Origin of the sequence: Psychrobacter sp. P11G5 (assembly GCF_001593305.1) — a bacterium.
Lineage (GTDB): Bacteria > Pseudomonadota > Gammaproteobacteria > Pseudomonadales > Moraxellaceae > Psychrobacter.
In genome coordinates this window covers 1-14,291 of record NZ_CP012535.1, presented here as the reverse complement: position 1 = coordinate 14,291, position 14,291 = coordinate 1, and the positions used below count along the sequence as shown (strand labels likewise).

Sequence of the window (14,291 nt, the reverse complement as noted above, 5' to 3'; positions counted from 1 at the left end):
AAGGGCAATATACATTTAATTATTAATCCAAACTATTGTGTGCCTTTATCCCAGCTTTGTTAACCAGTTTTTGAGCATTGGATACTTTGTTAGGTGCTGCCACCTCTCTTAATATTAATAACGATTCTAGCACTATCGGCATCAAAGCCTTGACCATATCATTCTGATTTGAGCTGCTCTCTACTGCCTTTATATCGTCGTCGTCCGACTGTAATAAGTATAGAATCTCACTAATATCTCCTTTCATAAACTTAAGATCTTCAAGAAAGCTATTGGTATCTGATTCCAATTTTTTCTTTAGGTAGACACCAGGAGATAATCCTTCCTCTGCTGCTATCGCTTCTAGTTTTAGGTAGACTTCAGGTTTTAATCTAAATGACACGGTAGGAGTGTACATAATTATCCTTGTTTACAAATTGTGGACAGTAATATACCATAAAAATCAGTGACTTAAATATAATTTGTAAACATTTTGTGTACAGAAAAAAGCGTATTAAATCAGGTAAGTTGCTGATTTAATACGCTTTTTTTCATCCCAAGGGGGTGCGTATGGTGTAGTCATTAAATTGGATAATTTAATGACCAAAAAGCAGGTAGAAAAATCGGTTATTTTCTACCTGTAGTAAGCCTTTTTAGCTAAAAAGGCTTATAAGAGCGTTACGTTAGTAAATCATTAGTAAAAGGGTAGCAAATCGTTAGCTAGATATGAGCAATTTATGAGCAATTACTGTATGATTGATTAAAAGTTAGTAAATCGTTAGCAAAAGGGTAGTAAATCGTTAGTTAAATATGAGCAATTTATGAGCGATTTCATAATTGAGGTAATTGACTTCAAGAATAGATGGGGATAGGAATTTATGGCTAAAAGAACAAAATTTTCTAAATTTCGTGATCTTTATGAGGTGATCGAAGAGCTAGCTGTTTCATATACCTATGAAGGTGTGGTTGAGATATTAGCTGAGCGCCATGATCTCATTCTAACGACTGGCACACTGACCAATTATCTTTACCGCTATAGAAAAGAATCAAAGGAATTATCTGTCGCTACAGATAATTCTAGCAGTAAGGTTGAAGTTAAGCCCGAGGTAAGAAAACAAATTTTTGTTGACTTGTCTTCTAATGATTCAATCCAAGAAAGTAATACAGATGGTAGTGATGAACCATCTGTACAGCCCACGCATGAAGAATTAGATACGGCTATGAAGAGATTTGAAGCGAAGCTAGCAAATAAAAGAAATAGATCTCTTTTTGATAAGTAAATGATTGATATTAAATAAATAAAAATTTCATAAAGGGACATTTTCCTAGTATAAAAAGGAGCAATCTATGGGTATTGAAGGTGTATCAGTAGCAAGTAACCATTTCATGATGTTTGAAGAGGCGCAACGAGAATACTACCGTCAAATGGGTCGTCTTAACACCTTTGGTTTAGAGAACGAATCTCATAGCGATAGCATACTTAAAAAGATGTTTGAGCTAAAAGATGAGGAAAGTATGCTAAGAGAATATAGCGCGAGCGAACTCTACGTCATACAAAAAGAGCTAGAACAGAAAATTGATGATTTCCTGCGTGAATTGGATGAGTAGCACGTTACTATCACTGTTCGTAAAAGACCAAAGATCTAAAATATTGAATTGACAGTACTTATTGCTTATATTAAACGTACATGAATAAGCGATAAGTAATGCTATGAGCACAACCAATTATAATATCCGTCTGGATCAAGAATTAAAAGACAAGGCGTTTTCGGTGCTTGAGGGCTACGGTTTAACGCCTTCTCAAGCGATTAAGCTGTTTTTGCATCAGGTGGCAGAAACCAATAGCATACCACTATCTTTTGATTATCAGACAATACCTAGCACCAATACGCTTGAAGACGGTGATCAATGATTGAATTTGAATGGGATGAACAGAAAAATAGCAGTAATCAATGCAAACATGGCTTATCCTTTGAAGAAGCAGCTCGTGTATTTTTTGATCCTTTGTGTTTGCGTCAACAAGACCGATATGAAAATGGTGAAGAACGGTGGCAAGCGCTTGGTGCAGTGAATGGGGTGGCGGTACTGCTGGTCGCTCATACTCAAAGAGATAGTGAGGGTGGTGAGGTTATTCGTATCATATCAGCACGACCTGCCATTAAGGTTGAAAGGAGGTTTTATGAACAAGGTTAGCTATAAAGCAAATGAGTTACCATCTTTAAGCGCTGAGCAAGAAGCCAACTTGCAACGATTGGCGGTGCTTTCAGATCATGATATTGATTTGTCTGATATGCCTGAAGTAACGGACTGGTTGGGTGCGACCCGTGGCAGCATAGTATCATCTGATTCTATGGTCGGTGCCAGTATCGTGAGTCCTAGTATCATTGCAAGATTCCAGGATAAGGCGAAGAAGACCGGTGGGAACTACCAAGATATGATTAACGATGCGCTAGAAGCGTATTTGTTAGATCATTAGTGGATAAAACCACAACGTCTAAAACGCCCACCACTTTTTCTTTTTCTCAACCGTAGCTACGGTTGAGTTATCTATTTTTTCTTTCTCCTGTTCAAGTGGCGGCTCATAGCCCTGCTCAGACTTTTTAAATTCTAGTAGTCTGACTTGCGCGAAATCTTGAATACTGGCGTTGGCTTTATCCAGTGTTTTATTCAATTGTGCTATCTGCTCTTGATAATTTTCTATCAACTTCTTTTGATCGCTCACTTGTTGGCTGAGGTGTTCGTTCTTAAGCTTCTCAAGCGCTAACTGGTGTTCAATGTCTGTATTGTACTGAACACTTTGATTGTCCAGCGGTGTACTCTGCACAGTGTTCACTGAACGTTCAGTACGTTTTTTAGAAACGGGCTCACCGAACACGCGCAACATCTCAGATATGTCTATTTTTTTGTCTGAAGTTCTGGAAAGCTCACCATCATTGAATTTTTGATAGATCGTGGTTCTCGATACACCCCATTCTTTTGCCGCTTTCGTCACCGATATGTTCATTATTCACCTAGTGTTCAAGTACGTTTTTAGCAAGTGTCCAGTACAACTGTCCAGAACGTTCAGTGGACAACTATGGCATTAACTTAGCTGTGAGGCAAACCATAAATAACTTGATGTAGAAATTAGATGTTTAGTCACATGGCACTCACTTTGTTAAACAAATATAGAGTATTATTACTGTCTTAAGACAGTGTTGCGGATATTAAAAAGATTTGGTTTTATGAAGAAAATTATTCTAAGTGAGTGTTATCTATCTTCACCCTATCATCCCATGCAGTAGTAACAGTCACTGACAATCCATTTTATAGCAACGTTGAAGTAGAGCATCCATTGTTTGCTAAAGGTGCGGGTGGTTCAAAATGCAAGGGCTTACCCCGTGTGTGTACGCAAATGGTCAGCTGTGAACAAGCCAAACTAGCACTTAAATGCGGAAATACTAAGCTTGACCGTGATAAGGACGGCGTACCATACGAATCAATATGTCCAGGTGGTTAATAGCCGTAGCGTCTATCGCTACTATCGGGTGCAGTTCGGGCACTACAGAAGATGATCTTTATGGTTCGGGGTTTATCGAAGTGAATGAGCAGACATGGGGAAAGAATTACACGACCTCTTATCCATTTACGATGCCTAAAGGTGAGATTGCGTGTGCTTCAAATCCTGCTTTTGGTCGTGAAGTATACTTTCATCCTAAAGACTATACAGATGAGTCTTATATTGGTACGCCACTTAATAAATCAGCGGTAGATGGTTTGCAGCTAGGTCGTTTGACTCCAAACGTGCCTTATAACCTCAAGGAAGAGGCCGATCTTAGTGAGGCCGTACAAATTGGGTTGAGAGTCTGTGATGAGTTTGAGGATAAGCGTGCAAATAGTTAGATTTAAGATGCCTCAGCCATACTAGACTCTGGATAATTTTGAAATAAGATTCCAAACACTTCATCATGTTCTGATTTATAGGCAAGGGCGGCTCTTTGAGCCAGCACGACTTGAACGTAGAGTGCTTTTGCTGCCTTCTCAGTATCCGTTAATTTATAATTTTTCTCGCTCTCTTTTATTTTTTTTAAGTGTGCCTTAGCATCTATTAAATTACGTTCTGTGAGATCTTCGAACGAAAGGTTTAGTGCCTCTAGTTTTTCGTAAAAGTCATAACATTGAAACTGCGCGTTTAGATCATAAGGTCTTTTAAGCTCGTCAAGTGAGATGAAAGAAAAGGGAGCAGGTCTCAGACCTTTCCCTTGGTAAGTATTGCATCGTGCGCTTTCATGCTAGTCGCTGTAGATATCTATCACGGATCAGAGCCTGAAGCGAGAATCTTGTACGCGATTATTACGGGTATGGGTTTTATCGGTGGTGGTGCTATTTTTAAAGGCGACAATACGGTAAAAGGTACTGCAACGGCAGCGAGTCTATGGAATACCGCTACTATCGGCATCTCCGTTGCTTATGGGCGGTATGAGATTACGGTAATATTGTCCGTTGTCAACTTTCTAATCCTGCTATTCTCAGAGCAATTCAAAACAAAAGATAAGCGGGAGTAGTTACTCTATTTGGTTCCAATCAGTAGGCTTACATTTATTCTTTATATTCTCCTAACCGGATATAAAGAATAAATGTAAGCCTACAAAATAGTGGACGGTACATCGTTAAATATCGAGTTAGATTACGACTAAACTAGAATACAGAAGGGTTTAGACTTTTACCGCCAAGCTACCTGATTAAAACCTCACAAGTTAATATGATTATTCAATCTTTTTAGAGCCCTGCTTCAACTTGTGTCAGCTCAACTATCTTAATTGGTACAGCGAACAACCACTCCGTACCACTGGTACACAAAAAACTGCCATTATCAAAGGACACAATACGAGCTGTAAAGTCATTGTTAACTTGATCTGACATGGCCTCTTTATCGCTGGTGTCAGCTACCGCACACCATATCTCTTTATCACCACGATTTAACATCGCACGGGTTAAGTCGCTACCAGTTAATTTATTGTTCACTCTAATCACTCCTAGTTATTGGCTATGATGATGGTTAAACGATGAGGAAACTCTGTCGTAGAGTCTCCTCATCGTTATAATTCGTTGACCATCTCTGAAACGCTGCCTTTAATAACACTACCATCAAACATGGTACGGCAGACATATCTAGCCATATATACTATAAGCTCCTATCATTTTTATATATTGTTATTGGTATGAACTGTCTTTTTTTTAGTTCAAGCGGTAGAAAAGCAGTGAACATATATTTAACATTACTTAATTCTAGTTTGGTCTGTTCAAAGTCCAGCTTCGACTTGTGTTAGCTTAATCTTTTTGACAGGTATCGCGTATTGCCATAAATTACCATTCTTACAAACAAAATGATCGTTGTCGAAAGACACAATACGAAGGATGTGGTGATAGTCAGCGTTATTAATAGCAGTCATAGCGTGTTCATCGCCATCATTACTTACTGCGCACCACATGTTTTTGTCATCACGAGACAACATTGCTCGCGTTAAGTCACTGCCTACTAATCGAGTATTCATATCTAAACCTTTATTTATTAGTCCTGATTACTTAATTTTAAATTATACTTTAACAGCTCGATTGATGTTTATATTTTTTTATTGTAATGTCCCTTAAGTAAATTGATTCTAGTCATGCTAAGCAAGGTGAGGATTAAAAGCAATTTACTGCACGGATCGAGTCTGACCTATTAGATGAAAGCAAGCGGGCGTTTTATTTACCTTATTTTTAGAAATTAGGTTTTCAGCAATCCTAGCAATTTAGTATCAACTAATAGGAGACTGCTTTTTTGAAGTACAGCACCCTATTGCGGGGGAAACTTAAATCAATAACCTAAGGTATTAATGTTTCGATGTTTACCTATTGATAGGTGCTGTAAGTGTACATTGGAGTGTACTTGACATAAATATTTCGAACATCACTTTTACAGAAAAAGATGATTCACGTATAGATTAACTATAAAAAAGTATTAAGGGGTCAGTTATGGAAAGTAAGAAATTTGTTGTACGAGCTTTGGGAGTGAGTGCTTTAATTTTCGTATTGACCACCACATTTGTGACTAGTTTTTTTGATATGTTGTAGTCAACCTAACTATCGATGTTAATTTGATATTGAGTTTGACAGTTGCTAAGTATAACAAGCTCTCATATATACAAATATAGGTGATGCCGCTGACCCAGAACTTGTTAAGCCGATTGGTATCAAACTTCTGATCTAGCAGGTTTGAATACATCAGCTTATTTTGAATTAGTGGTGACTTTAAAGTGCTATTGGCATCTCAGTAGCTGATAGGCGGTATGAGATTGCAATGATACTATCGGTTGTCAATTTTCTAATCCTGTAATTCTCAAAATAATTCAAAGTAAAAGATAAGCTGAGTAGCTATTCTAATTGGTTCCAGCTGATATCCTCAACATAAGGACGTTTAGAATTACTCAAACCCAAAAGCAGTTTTAATTAAGTAAACTAGTATTCATTGAATTGACTAAACTTACACGACAATGTACTTGCTGCGATTCCCTCAAAATATCTTTAACGAATAAACCATCAGATTAAGTTATGCTGATTAATGACAGACGAGAGATAAAAACACTAAGATACGGAAAGTGGTTATATTTGTTGAATAATTAAAGGGGTAATCTATGGAGAGTAATAAATTTATATTGCGAGCGATAGCAGCCTTTATTTTGATTGTTACACTAACAGCTACAGTTATAATTAAATTCAAATTAATGTCACCCAGCATATTTTATCGTTTTTTTTAATGGAAATACTTTTAAAGTTAAAGTGCGTCTAGGGGCTTTTTATACCTGTTATCCCAGTTTAGCGGTCAAGAAACGTCTAGCTAAACATGTAACTTACATTGCAATAACATATCAGCGGTCTCAACAATAACCCAGAAACACTATAAACGTTCATTGTACAGACGTTCTAATTACGTCCGTCTATATTAGATATATCAGCTTAAAACTTAATACTGCTGATAGCCTATTTATCAATAAAAAAAACAAAAGATGGATGAGCTTGGTATAGATGCGTTGACTCACAAACCAATAAATGGAAAAGGAAAACCATAATGGACAATCAAAATGTGAACGAGCAGAGTATGGATGAACAGTACAAAAACAATCAAAAAATGGATGATAATGATATGAATAACCAAACACTAAAAGGCGAATGGAACCAACTCAAAGGTTCAGTAAAAGAAAAGTGGGCAGATTTAACAGATGACGATCTCACCCATATCGAAGGTGACCGTGACAAACTGGTTGGACGTGTCCAAGAGCGTTATGGTCATTCAAAAGAAGATGCTGAACGTGATGTAGATGAGTGGCGTAACCAAAATAAATATTGATTATGGTGTGTTTAATAATCATACCCTGAAAATGCAAAAAGCCCGTGGCTATGGTCACGGGCTTTTTTAGTCAATGCTGCTAGTTATGTGAGTAAAGATAAAAGGCTTGATTGCAGGATAGGCTGCCGCCGTCAAAAATGGGATATTTTAAGACAATAATTAGTCGGAGCGATTAAAACTGATAATAACCTTACAGAAACCCTTTAATATTTAATGGATTGCGCGACTTCCAATACTTACTGCACGCCATCTGCCGCTGTCTTATCTAGGTTTGAATTATTTTCGTTGATATAGACCGTATCATCAGCCTTTTGGTCATTTCCATTACTAGAATAGTATGCTGTACCTTCTGTCTCCTCTGTAGACTCAGTCATTTGATCTTCAGCGTCGCCCTCTGTTTGCACAGGTGTCATTTCGCTAGACTCCGTATTAGTAGTAGCCAGCTCTTCTGTCTCACTACTGCAAGCGTTGAGACCAAAGAAACTCACCAAAAATAATATCCATAATTTATTTTGAAGCGACTTAGTGGTTACTGATGTTTTCATTTCAATATCCTTATTGTAGTTAAGATATAAAGATTTAAAAAGTCGACTGTAAAGAACGGTCATACAATAATTTGATTGAGCTAACTTCAGTATCAGCGCAATCCTTTATCGTTTTTTTTATTATTTATTATTTATTATTATCCTTTTTAAAAAAATGCTCGACTAACAGGTTAAACATAACAAGTAGATTCAGCATCTTCAGGTAAGAGAAGGTAAAAGTTTGTTATCTTGTGTACCACATGCTATTTAAAAGGATATATAAAAACTGATAATGTATTAAAAAGTATCCTAAAAAATAAGGAAGGAGTGAGAACTGTGATCGAATGAGACCACGGAGTACTTTGTCAAACACAGTTCATGAAGTACATCCCAGCGAAACCATCTAAAAAGGCTCATTAATCCATTAATAGACTACTCATAGTAGACTGCTGTAGTGGAACCACTTAATGAGCAGGGATCAGTTTCGGTCTTTCCTTGGCCACATCAGCGATCAAATGCCGTGAGCACTTGGCCATTTTTTGAATATCAGAATAGCTATGACCTGATTTGAGTAGACTAGCGATAATCTTGCGCTTTGCGGTATCCTTCCTACGACCGGCATACTTACCTTCTAACTTAGCACGAGCAATACCTTGCTGCTGACGGTTACGCCGATCTTCATAATCCTTTCTAGCAATAGCAGCTAGCATATCCAGCATCATCGAGTTAATGGCCTGTAATACACTGCTCATAAATTCAGTGCTGCTTTTAGATTGAAGCGCCATATATGAGGTCGGCAGCTCTTTTGATACGATAGATAGCTTTTTCTCTGATAGCATTCTTTTGAGAGTATCCCAATCAGTTTGGTTCAAACGCGCTAAGCGATCAATCTGCTCAACTAAGATCACATCGCCCTTATGAGCATCTTCAATCAGCTGCATAAGCTTGGGTCGCACCAAAGTAGCTCCTGATTCATTTTCGACATAGAAAGCGGCAATCTTGTGGCCATGATTGTTGGCAAATGCTATGAGTTCGCTTTTGGCACGCTTAGCGTCTTGTTCTTTGGTAGACGCTCGTAGATACGCTCTGATAAACATAAACACCTAAAATAGTCTGTTATAAGTGGTTCCATTATACCAGTCTGTTTTAAGTGGTCTGTTAATAGGTTTGAAGGGTGAAATAACTGGTTCCGCTGGGGTATACCTTAATAGAACCTGTGCAAACTGACTTCTTCTATCCAAAGTCATTTCTCATAACATTTCTTAAGAGAACAATGATTCGAGAGTCACCAGCGCATAGGTGCTATATAGGGCAGAGCAGATTTGAGTTGCTCATAAGTACCATTTACCAGAATATCATCTGTTACTTCCTGAATATTAGTATGACCACAGAATGCCATACTGATATCACATTCTTTATAAATGATCTCAAGCGCACGACGTACACCATCTCCGCCATAAGCACCAAGTCCGTAAAGAAACGCGCGGCCAATAAGTGTGCCTTTGGCACCCAATGAGATTGCTTTTAAGACATCTTGACCAGAGCGGATACCGCTGTCTAACCATACTTCGATATCACTATTCTCAGCATGGACCGCTTGTATAATATCACTTAGTGCAGCAATAGAAGATGGTGCACCATCTAATTGACGCCCACCATGATTCGAAACCACCAGTGCATCAGCCCCACTACGCGCGGCCATGATCGCATCTTCAGGCTCCATAATGCCTTTTATAATGAGCTTACCGCCCCACATATCTTTGATGCGCGCGACATCATCCCAGCTAAGTGCAGGATCAAATTGCTCTGCCGTCCACGCTGATAAAGAGGAGATGTCTTCGACATTTTTAGCATGACCGACAATATTACCAAAAGTACGCCGTTTAGTACCCAGCATATTCATGCACCATTGCGGTTTGGTCATTAAGTTTAAAATATTGGCAAGCGTTGGTTTGGGGGGTGCAGAAAGACCATTTTTAATGTCTTTATGACGTTGCCCTAATACTTGTAAATCGGCGGTCAAGATAAGCGCTGAACAATTGGCTTCTTTGGCACGGCGAATTAGGTTAGCTATAAATTCCTGATCGCGCATCATATACAGCTGAAACCAAAACGGTGCATTAGTATGCGTCGCCACATCTTCAATAGAACAAATACTCATAGTCGATAGCGAAAACGGTACACCAAATTTTTCAGCAGCACGCGCCGCGTGAATCTCACCATCTGCCCACATCATACCAGTGAAGCCCGTTGGCGCGATCGCTACGGGCATATTGACGGGCATACCCAGCATTTTAGTAGCAAGCGAGCGTCCTTCCATATTGACCATCACACGCTGGCGCAGCTTTATACGGTCAAAGTCAGTCTCATTATTATGATATGTAGTCTCAGTCCATGAACCGGAGTCGACATAATCATAAAACATACGAGGTACTTTACGTTCAGCGACTTGGCGCAAGTCTTCAATATTTGTAATTTTGCTTAAATCTTTCATGGGGTTTTCCTTGGTAACTATTTAGTAATTATAATGTAGTCACTGTAACTAACCATTCTGAATCTAATATAGATAATATAATGGCGTCAGAATGATGAGTTCATAGGATTTTTTAGTGTAGCTATTAAATATTAATTAATCGCCTTTTTTCTACTGGTCAGCGACATTAGTACAAAAAATACTACTGGCCAAATGATAGCCAAAATCCACCACCAAAAATCACCAAAAATGATACCCATACCAATCAATCCAGCTTGAATGACGTAGTAAATCATGGCGAGCAAGGTTTTTCGAATGACGTAGCCTTCTTTATCTATTAACCCGACCACTGCACACGCGGCAACCACGTTATGTACTGAAATCATATTACCCGCTGCACCGCCCACTGCTTGAAGTGCTACTACTTGTGCAGCATGGCTGCTATCAAGGCCAATTTGGCTGGCAGTTGACCACTGAAAATAAGAAAACATCATATTACTGATGGTATTGGAACCTGCAATGAACGCACCCATTGCGCCAATCCATGGCGAGACTAGCGGCCATGCATTTTGAAACGCCCCAGCCGCACTTTCAGCCAATAATATCGGCATGGCTGGTAGCGAAGTGGCGACATCGGCGGCTGAACCTGAATTAATAAATACTTGTACCATCGGCACCGAAAACAATAAAGCTGGCGCTGCCGCAATCATAGTTTTTGCTGAATTAATCCAACTACGTTTTACCGCTTGTCTGTTCATTTTAAACAGCAATATACACAGTAATGAAGTAATAATTAAAATAGTACCCGGAGAATAAGCGAGTTGTATTTTACTAGAAATAGTCGTACCAAAAAGATTGGCAAGGTTAATCGTTGTGAAGTCCCCTACCAAAAAGTTTTTCAGCGGTGTCACAACCCGAGATACAATTAATAGCCCAATAACAATAATATAAGGAGAAAATGCCCTTATTAAAGTAAACTTTGGTGCTATTGAATCATCATATTGTTCTTCGTCCAAAGTACCTAGCCAATCTTTGTCCCAGTCGTCTCGGGGTGCAAAATCGAAGATATCTTTCGGCATTAAAAATCCGCGCTTTGCCGCAGGAAGTACAATCAGTAAACCGATAAAACCGCCTACTAATGATGGAAACTCAGGACCTAGGTATTTAGCCACCAAAAAGTAGGGAATGGTAAAGCTGAGACCGGCAAAGAGTGCAAAAGGCCACACTTTGAGCCCTTCGATAAAAGAGCGTTTTTCGCCAAAAAATCGCGTCAAAAATGCACTTAAAATTAGCGGAATTAAAAAGCCTACTAATGCATGTAACAGCCCGATATTAGCGGTAATTTGTAAGAGATAATTTTCAGCAGAGGTCGGCGCAATAGACTGAGCTAGATCTTGTTTATCACTGATACCAGACCAAACGCCAAGTAATATCGGTGTGCCAACGGCACCAAATGACACCGGCGTAGACTGGATAATCAACATGACCATAACAGAAGCCATTGCTGGGAAACCTAGCGCCAATAATAGTGGAGTACCGATAGCAGATGGCGTACCAAATCCTGATGAGCCCTCCACCAATGAGCAGAATAACCACGCCACAATGATTGCTTGAACGCGTCTGTCAGGCGAGATATCCATAAAACCTTTACGAATGGCGATGATGGCACCACTTTCTTTTAAGGTATTGAGTAACAAGATAGCCGCAAATACGATGAATAAAATCGTGAGCGCTACAATAATACCGTTAACAGTGGCAGCAGCGACTTGAGCGCCACTAGCATGCCAAACGAAAAAAGCTAGCAATGCCGTTGCAAGATAAGCTGCGCTCATAGATATTTTTGCCGGTAGCCGCAGGACTACAAGTAACAAGAAAACGACGAGAATAGGTGCTAAAGCCAAAAAGGTATACATTATAACAATCCTTGTTGATAAGTGTACCAGCCAATTATTTTATTAAGCTGGAATCACTAAACCTGAAGTTATGCCAAAGTCTTTTTAGCTTTTAAATAACATATTATTATTTGACTTCAACAGTCCTCTGTTTTTATATTTTTACGAACATAAGAATATCTTTAAGTTATCGAGATTCGATAGTTCTTCTGTATTTAATATGGTAAATTGCTTGGACAGCCAAAATAGCAAAAGTGGACAAATTATACTAGTAAATAAATATAGATCAAAAAATTAAAAGTTATGACGATCTTGATCAGCGAGTCTTTGATTATAATCTCGATGATTACAGTAATGAGCCCTATCGTCGATTGCTCTCGTTAATCCTGCATAAAATAAAAGCCACCAATCTCTATATATAAAGTAAGGGGCTTGATAGCGAGGCTAAAAAAAGATGAGCTACAACTGAAAATTTAAGTCCTCACTAGGGAACCGAACCGATCAAACGCACTCATAAGCCCTAGTAATCAAGATACTCTCTGATAGGACGCTTCTTAAACTGTGAAGCATCTTTTTTGAGACGATTAATCATTTCAAACTCCCACGCCTTAGGGTCTTGTCCTGCTGGACTAGTAGAGCTAACCAAGTGGTTATAATCAGCAATGAACTGCTTGTTACGTGTGATACGCCCCAGCTGCTTATCGTTCAATCCTTCAACGGTAAACATATCGCTTTTATCAGTCTCAATTTTCGCAGTAATTTTTACTTTATCTTTCTTTACTTTGAACTTAAATGTAAAGCCTGTAATGGCACGTCCTTGCTTGTGCTGTTCATATTCAGCAGTAATATCAGTGTGTTGATTGATTTGAGTGATTGCCAAATCTAAAACCCGTCTTTTGAAAGCCTCTAACCTAGAATATTCATCAATTAAGCCTAAGTTATTGCGTAACTCTTCAAGGGTTATCGTAACTTTCCCAACACTTCTCCAGCTTACTAAAATCTCATATAGCCTTGTTGCATAGGTATTTAGACTTTTCACCTGCTCAAGCTCATAGCTGGTGAAATTCTTTTCCAAACGAGTAATGAGAGGCACTACTTCAGGAGCAAAGCGTAATTTCACTACTCCTGCCCCTTCGACATAAGAAATACCACTTACCCAACGCACTACCCTTTTTTCAGGTTTATTACGTTTTTCATCATGTACAGTGTAAGTTACCTGTCTATTAAAAAGGGTTTGTGTAGCTTCTGAAAGCATGGAATAAGCATTGTTTACATCAATATCGAAACGATCTGCGTAATGCTGAGCATGGACTTCTAAAAACGTGTCTGTATCAATACCTTGCCCCGTTTCTCTAGCTTCAACGATTGCAAGCAACATTATTCTTTGCTCAACTAAGCCAAGCGAGTAACTAGCGTTAATCAATGAGTTATCTTTAACAACTAACTTCATAGAAACCTCTAAATTTTATATTCATTAGATAGTCACATACAAAACCCGAATAAGCAACAATTAATAATTAGTTGCTTTAATCAGGGTAAACGTTGCTTTATAGCAGGGTAAACGTTGCTTTATAGCAGGGTAAACGTTGCTTTATAGCAGGGTAAACGTTGCTTTATGAGCAATGAAAGCCCCTAATAACAAGGCTTTCAGAGGACGTAAAAGCTTTTAAAAGTATTTAAAAACATTAAAAACCTTTTTGGTTATTAATAATTAGAATGACAAAAGAAAAAGCCGGTAAATATAGCAATCCATTCAATACTAGTAATTTCAAATAATTTAAAAAGAGAGATCAAAACCCTAGTCAAATAGAGATAATAACAGCCTGTTAAGCTCCCTATGAGGTTCTAAGTATCGTTTGGTACAGTTGCTAGGTAAAATTTTTTAACCTACTTAGACGGCTTATATGAGCTTATACAGTCCCATGGTTGTGCCTATCAACTAACATCTTCGGAAGATCGTTAGAATCACAGTAGTTTTTATGACTGTCCCACTAAGGATCAATCTCTGATCATCAAATGACTTCTCAAAAAAAAGCCCTTGTATCAGCTGATAC

The 14,291-nt window shown here is 38.5% G+C and carries 17 protein-coding genes and 1 pseudogene; 9 read left to right on the top strand and 9 right to left on the bottom strand.

Annotation, left to right across the window (positions count from 1 at the left end; translation table 11 throughout):
• Positions 1-22 precede the first annotated feature (22 nt).
• Complete coding sequence (locus AK825_RS14315) at positions 23-397, bottom strand: hypothetical protein (protein ID WP_068039641.1); 375 nt, start codon at positions 395-397, stop codon at positions 23-25.
• A 460-nt stretch (positions 398-857) separates the two neighbouring features.
• Between AK825_RS14315 and AK825_RS14310 the strand changes: the two genes are divergently transcribed.
• The 5 genes and pseudogenes from AK825_RS14310 (at position 858) to AK825_RS14290 (ending at position 2,455) form a co-directional block, all read left to right on the top strand.
• Entirely contained in the window at positions 858-1,259 is a 402-nt protein-coding gene (locus AK825_RS14310) for a hypothetical protein (protein WP_068039636.1), read from the top strand.
• Between the two features lie 67 nt (positions 1,260-1,326).
• Positions 1,327-1,587: a hypothetical protein gene (locus tag AK825_RS14305; protein WP_068039633.1), complete on the top strand. Its 261-nt coding sequence runs from the start codon at positions 1,327-1,329 to the stop codon at positions 1,585-1,587.
• Between the two features lie 103 nt (positions 1,588-1,690).
• Positions 1,691-1,870: pseudogene (locus AK825_RS14300) on the top strand (type II toxin-antitoxin system RelB/DinJ family antitoxin); the annotation flags it as partial.
• Positions 1,871-1,890: 20 nt separating this feature from the next.
• The gene (locus AK825_RS14295; protein ID WP_068039647.1) at positions 1,891-2,172 is read left to right on the top strand and encodes a BrnT family toxin; all 282 of its coding nucleotides are present in this window, start codon (positions 1,891-1,893) and stop codon (positions 2,170-2,172) included.
• The gene (locus AK825_RS14290; RefSeq protein WP_068039627.1) at positions 2,159-2,455 is read left to right on the top strand and encodes a hypothetical protein; all 297 of its coding nucleotides are present in this window, start codon (positions 2,159-2,161) and stop codon (positions 2,453-2,455) included. The genes AK825_RS14295 and AK825_RS14290 overlap by 14 nt, the downstream gene beginning before the upstream one ends.
• 18 nt (positions 2,456-2,473) lie before the next feature.
• Here the strand turns inward: AK825_RS14290 and AK825_RS14285 are convergent, their stop codons facing one another.
• The gene (locus AK825_RS14285; protein WP_068039625.1) at positions 2,474-2,983 is read right to left on the bottom strand and encodes a plasmid replication DNA-binding protein; all 510 of its coding nucleotides are present in this window, start codon (positions 2,981-2,983) and stop codon (positions 2,474-2,476) included.
• Between the two features lie 243 nt (positions 2,984-3,226).
• Between AK825_RS14285 and AK825_RS14930 the strand changes: the two genes are divergently transcribed.
• The 3 genes from AK825_RS14930 (at position 3,227) to AK825_RS14270 (ending at position 4,523) form a co-directional block, all read left to right on the top strand.
• Positions 3,227-3,478, top strand: coding sequence for an excalibur calcium-binding domain-containing protein (locus AK825_RS14930; RefSeq protein ID WP_068039622.1), 252 nt, complete (start codon positions 3,227-3,229; stop codon positions 3,476-3,478).
• On the top strand, positions 3,463-3,861 hold the full coding sequence (locus tag AK825_RS14645) for a hypothetical protein (RefSeq protein WP_082787301.1): 399 nt from the start codon (positions 3,463-3,465) through the stop codon (positions 3,859-3,861). The genes AK825_RS14930 and AK825_RS14645 overlap by 16 nt, the downstream gene beginning before the upstream one ends.
• A 386-nt stretch (positions 3,862-4,247) precedes the next feature.
• Complete coding sequence (locus AK825_RS14270; RefSeq protein WP_149038806.1) at positions 4,248-4,523, top strand: MgtC/SapB family protein; 276 nt, start codon at positions 4,248-4,250, stop codon at positions 4,521-4,523.
• A 214-nt stretch (positions 4,524-4,737) separates the two neighbouring features.
• On the opposite strand, the gene AK825_RS14265 is transcribed toward AK825_RS14270, so the two are convergent.
• The gene (locus AK825_RS14265) at positions 4,738-4,983 is read right to left on the bottom strand and encodes a hypothetical protein (RefSeq protein WP_068039616.1); all 246 of its coding nucleotides are present in this window, start codon (positions 4,981-4,983) and stop codon (positions 4,738-4,740) included.
• A gap of 278 nt (positions 4,984-5,261) precedes the next feature.
• The gene (locus tag AK825_RS14260) at positions 5,262-5,513 is read right to left on the bottom strand and encodes a hypothetical protein (RefSeq protein ID WP_068039613.1); all 252 of its coding nucleotides are present in this window, start codon (positions 5,511-5,513) and stop codon (positions 5,262-5,264) included.
• A 1,631-nt stretch (positions 5,514-7,144) separates the two neighbouring features.
• On the opposite strand from AK825_RS14260, the gene AK825_RS14255 reads away from it, so the two are divergent.
• Positions 7,145-7,348 carry a CsbD family protein gene (locus tag AK825_RS14255; protein ID WP_068039643.1) on the top strand — a complete coding sequence of 68 codons (204 nt, stop codon included), beginning with the start codon at positions 7,145-7,147 and terminating at the stop codon, positions 7,346-7,348.
• 236 nt (positions 7,349-7,584) lie between these two features.
• Here AK825_RS14255 and AK825_RS14250 read toward each other — a convergent pair whose 3' ends face one another.
• The 5 genes from AK825_RS14250 to repM form a co-directional block, all read right to left on the bottom strand.
• Positions 7,585-7,893: a hypothetical protein gene (locus AK825_RS14250; RefSeq protein ID WP_068039609.1), complete on the bottom strand. Its 309-nt coding sequence runs from the start codon at positions 7,891-7,893 to the stop codon at positions 7,585-7,587.
• A gap of 443 nt (positions 7,894-8,336) precedes the next feature.
• Positions 8,337-8,969, bottom strand: a complete 633-nt coding sequence (locus AK825_RS14245; RefSeq protein WP_068039606.1) for a recombinase family protein — start codon at positions 8,967-8,969, stop codon at positions 8,337-8,339.
• A gap of 188 nt (positions 8,970-9,157) precedes the next feature.
• A complete protein-coding gene (locus AK825_RS14240; protein ID WP_068039600.1) occupies positions 9,158-10,366 on the bottom strand; it encodes an alpha-hydroxy acid oxidase in 1,209 nt (402 codons plus the stop codon).
• A gap of 131 nt (positions 10,367-10,497) precedes the next feature.
• Positions 10,498-12,258 (bottom strand): L-lactate permease, encoded by a 1,761-nt coding sequence (locus AK825_RS14235; protein WP_062846046.1) that lies wholly within the window; start codon positions 12,256-12,258, stop codon positions 10,498-10,500.
• 499 nt (positions 12,259-12,757) lie between these two features.
• Entirely contained in the window at positions 12,758-13,687 is a 930-nt protein-coding gene (gene repM / locus AK825_RS14230) for a replication initiation protein RepM (protein WP_068039598.1), read from the bottom strand.
• Positions 13,688-14,291 lie beyond the last annotated feature (604 nt).

Excerpts from the sequence above, each read along its gene's own strand:
- repM (WP_068039598.1), bottom strand. The coding sequence starts at position 13,687 with ATGAAGTTAGTTGTTAAAGATAACTCATTGATTAACGCTAGTTACTCG.
- AK825_RS14290 (WP_068039627.1), top strand. The coding sequence starts at position 2,159 with ATGAACAAGGTTAGCTATAAAGCAAATGAGTTACCATCTTTAAGCGCT.
- AK825_RS14245 (WP_068039606.1), bottom strand. The coding sequence starts at position 8,969 with ATGTTTATCAGAGCGTATCTACGAGCGTCTACCAAAGAACAAGACGCT.
- AK825_RS14285 (WP_068039625.1), bottom strand. The coding sequence starts at position 2,983 with ATGAACATATCGGTGACGAAAGCGGCAAAAGAATGGGGTGTATCGAGA.
- AK825_RS14235 (WP_062846046.1), bottom strand. The coding sequence starts at position 12,258 with ATGTATACCTTTTTGGCTTTAGCACCTATTCTCGTCGTTTTCTTGTTA.
- AK825_RS14240 (WP_068039600.1), bottom strand. The coding sequence starts at position 10,366 with ATGAAAGATTTAAGCAAAATTACAAATATTGAAGACTTGCGCCAAGTC.
- AK825_RS14645 (WP_082787301.1), top strand. The coding sequence starts at position 3,463 with ATGTCCAGGTGGTTAATAGCCGTAGCGTCTATCGCTACTATCGGGTGC.
- AK825_RS14310 (WP_068039636.1), top strand. The coding sequence starts at position 858 with ATGGCTAAAAGAACAAAATTTTCTAAATTTCGTGATCTTTATGAGGTG.
- AK825_RS14260 (WP_068039613.1), bottom strand. The coding sequence starts at position 5,513 with ATGAATACTCGATTAGTAGGCAGTGACTTAACGCGAGCAATGTTGTCT.
- AK825_RS14270 (WP_149038806.1), top strand. The coding sequence starts at position 4,248 with ATGCTAGTCGCTGTAGATATCTATCACGGATCAGAGCCTGAAGCGAGA.
- AK825_RS14305 (WP_068039633.1), top strand. The coding sequence starts at position 1,327 with ATGGGTATTGAAGGTGTATCAGTAGCAAGTAACCATTTCATGATGTTT.
- AK825_RS14315 (WP_068039641.1), bottom strand. The coding sequence starts at position 397 with ATGTACACTCCTACCGTGTCATTTAGATTAAAACCTGAAGTCTACCTA.
- AK825_RS14250 (WP_068039609.1), bottom strand. The coding sequence starts at position 7,893 with ATGAAAACATCAGTAACCACTAAGTCGCTTCAAAATAAATTATGGATA.
- AK825_RS14255 (WP_068039643.1), top strand. The coding sequence starts at position 7,145 with ATGAATAACCAAACACTAAAAGGCGAATGGAACCAACTCAAAGGTTCA.